Source organism: Aestuariivita boseongensis (genome assembly GCF_001262635.1).
Taxonomy (GTDB): Bacteria; Pseudomonadota; Alphaproteobacteria; order Rhodobacterales; family Rhodobacteraceae; genus Aestuariivita; species Aestuariivita boseongensis.
On record NZ_JXYH01000106.1, the window covers coordinates 1 to 3,064 of the forward strand.

Consider the following 3,064-nt stretch of genomic DNA (forward strand, 5'->3'; position numbering starts at 1 on the left):
CCGACACGGTCAGCGGCAGGGCGATGTTTTCATCCACCGGCAGGTGATCCAGAAACCGGCAATCCTGATGCACCACCCCGATGCGCCGCCGCATCATGGCCACCTGATCGCGGTCCAGCCCGCGCAGATCGGTGTCAAAGACCCGCAGCTCCCCCGAGGTGGGCATCAGCGCGCCATAGCACAGCTTGAGAAGCGTGGTTTTCCCGGCCCCTGACGGCCCCGTCAGAAAATGGAACGAGCCCGGCTGCAGACGGACCGAGATATCGCTCAGAAGCTCCCCCCCGCCATAGCTGTAGGCTACATTGTCCAGCTCGATCACGTGCGCCGTTCCTTGGATTATCGGGCCGTTTGTGCCCCACCCGTCAGGCGGTTTCAATCCGTCTTGGGCAGATCGGCAACGCTGGGGACTTCTGTGGTATTTGTCCCCTTTTTTCTTCCCTTGGGAAAACATATGGTTATCCCAAAAGACCGTCAAAAGGGCGGAACATTTTTCTGTGTGAGGGAGCAGGATGCGGCTGACATGCCCGAATTGCGGTGCGCAATACGAAGTGCCAGATGACGTTATTCCGCAGGATGGGCGGGACGTCCAATGTTCCAATTGCGGGACCACCTGGTTCCAGCCGCACCCGGACGCCATTACCGAAGATGATAGCTCGGTGGAGGCAGCCGACCTGCGCGGCACGATGGAGGAACCCGCAGAAGAAACCGACATCGAAGAAGAAGAGCTGCCGGATCAGGCGCCTGTTGCGCCCCGTCAGGACCGACGGAGCCTGGACCCTGACGTGCGCGACATTCTGCAGGAAGAAGCTGCCCACGAAGCGCGGCTTCGGTCCGAGGAAACCGGCGGATTGGAGACCCAGCCTGATCTGGGACTGGATGATACAACCGACGATGTGGAACGTCGCGCCCGCGAGGCCCGTGCCCGGATGGAGCGACTGAAAGGCCCCGAAACCGGCGGACCCAGTGTCGAAGAGGCCGTGACAGCCGCGACCGCCGCTGCAGAGGCCGCGAAATCGTCACGCCGCGACCGCCTGCCCGATATCGACGAGATCAATTCCAGCCTGCGCCGGTCGGATGCTGTGGGTCACCCTCAGGAACCCGCCGAAAGCCTGATGGAAGACGCGCCGCGCAAAAGCGGGTTTGCCCGTGGGTTCGCGATACCGCTGCTGGTCGTGACAGCGCTGGTTCTGATATATGCCACCGCTCCGCGCATTGCCGATGCGGTTCCCGCTTTGGGGCCGGTGCTGAATTCCTATGTACTGCTGGTCGATCAGCTGCGCGTCTGGCTTGATGCACAGATCAGCGCGTTCATGCCCTGATCGCGACTGTGGCCCGGTTCAGAACCGGTCCAGAAGCCGTTTGAGGTAATCCAGCTCGATCTCGGGGCGTTCGCCCTCACCTGAGCGGCGGCGGATCTCGTCCAGCAATTCGCGCGCGCGGCGATAGACATCCTCGCCCTGCAACAGACCTTCATCGGTGCCGATATTGCCGTTCGATCCGGCATTCCGCCCCAGCGGGTCGCGGTTCTGGCCGCGCATATCCGCGCCCTCCATGCCCTGGCCCGGCTGGCCTTCCTGCTGCTGGGCCATCGCCTCGCCCAGGGACCGCATGCCTTCGCGCAGGGCCTCCATGGCTTCGGACTGCTGGTCGATCGCTTCAGCCAGATCATCGCTGCGCAGCGCCTCTTCCGCGCCTTCCATCGCGCGGCCGGCGCGGTCGAGCGCATCGCGCGCCGCATCGCCCTCGGCCGTGCCAGCGCCGGGCAGTTGGCCTTGCTGGCGGCGTAATTCATTGCGCAGTGCGCGCTGACGTTCCGCGAGGCTTTGCTCAAGCCCGTTGCCGTCGCCATCCTGCGCGCCTTCACCATTCTGGCCGCCTTGTTCGCCTGCCTGCTGGTTGCGTTGACCCTGACCTTCGCCGGTCTGGCCTTCATGTTCCGCCCCACGGCCCTGACCGCCATTGCGGCCCTCGTTGCCCTGGTTTTCACCGGCCTGAGCGCCGGGATTGAACTGTTCCTGCAGATCGCGGAAGGCCTGATCGCTCAGCCCCTGTTGTTCGCGCAGGGTTTCAGCCAACCCTTCCATCGCACGCTGGCCTTCGGATTGCCCGCCGCCCTGCTGGCCCTGCGTGACGCGCATGTTTTCCATCATGCGCTGGAACTCCTCCAACGCCTGCTGGGCTTCGGCCATGCGGCCCTGCTCCATCAGCTCCTGAATGCGATCCATCATGCGCTGCAGATCATCCTGCGTCATCTGCATCATGTTGTCGGCATTCTGCTGCTGGCCTTGCTGGTTCTGCTGGCCATCCTGCTGCGCCTGCCGCGACAGCTGGCGCAGGTAATCGTCGGTCGCTTCGCGCAGTTCCTGCATCAGCTCGGCAATCTCCTGATCCGAGGCCCCGTTGCGCATTGCCTCGCTCAGCCGCTCCTGCGCCCGGCGCATCCGTTCCAGCGCGTCGCTCAGATCGCCTTCCTCCAGCAGGATCGCCAGATCCCACAGCGCTTGGGCAATCTCGTCGCGCGCCTCGGTGGTCAGGCCAATCTCGGTCTGGGTTTCCAACCGACGCAGGATCACCCGCAGGCGCAGATATGCAGTTTCCGACCGGAACAACCCGTCAGGGTGATGCGACACGGCGCGCAGCACCTGCGCCACACGCGGCGCATTGTCCCGCGTCCACAGAAGATCGCGGCGCTGTTCCGCGACCGAGGCCGCCAGCGGATCAAAGAACCGCCGCGCAGGTAACGGTGTGGCCACGGGAAGGGCCACTGTCTCGTTCCCCGCTGCATCGCTGGCCGACAGGGTGATTGTCACCGGCAGATTGGCCCAGGGATGCTGCGAGAAATCCTCGATCAGGTTTTCGGTAAAGTCTGCCCGATCGCCAGCGATGGGCATGGGCAAAGGCACCGTGATCGCCTCGCGCGGTTCGGGGTCCAGTGCCAGGCCGTAACGGCGGTCAAGCGCCTCAAGATCCAGGGCGATCACCGCGTTGCCCATTTCGACCCCATAATCGTCCGAGGCCGAGAACGGCACGGTCATCTCGCCCATCGCGCCCGCCTCGGCGGGGG

Annotated in this window: 3 protein-coding genes; 1 reads left to right on the forward strand and 2 read right to left on the reverse strand. The window is 64.3% G+C overall.

Annotation, left to right across the window (positions count from 1 at the left end; all coding sequences use genetic code 11):
* On the reverse strand, positions 1 to 319 hold a 319-nt coding region (locus tag TR61_RS19290; RefSeq protein WP_157441001.1), incomplete at its 3' end, for a cell division ATP-binding protein FtsE.
* A gap of 190 nt (positions 320 to 509) precedes the next feature.
* On the opposite strand from TR61_RS19290, the gene TR61_RS19295 reads away from it, so the two are divergent.
* A complete protein-coding gene (locus tag TR61_RS19295; RefSeq protein WP_050932181.1) occupies positions 510 to 1,319 on the forward strand; it encodes a zinc-ribbon domain-containing protein in 810 nt (269 codons plus the stop codon).
* Between the two features lie 18 nt (positions 1,320 to 1,337).
* Here TR61_RS19295 and TR61_RS19300 read toward each other — a convergent pair.
* Positions 1,338 to 3,064, reverse strand: a 1,727-nt coding sequence (locus tag TR61_RS19300) for a DUF4175 domain-containing protein (protein ID WP_050932183.1), incomplete at its 5' end; no start/stop codon positions are given.

Coding starts and splice junctions, on each gene's coding strand:
- TR61_RS19295 (WP_050932181.1), top strand. CDS start 510: ATGCGGCTGACATGCCCGAATTGCGGTGCGCAATACGAAGTGCCAGAT.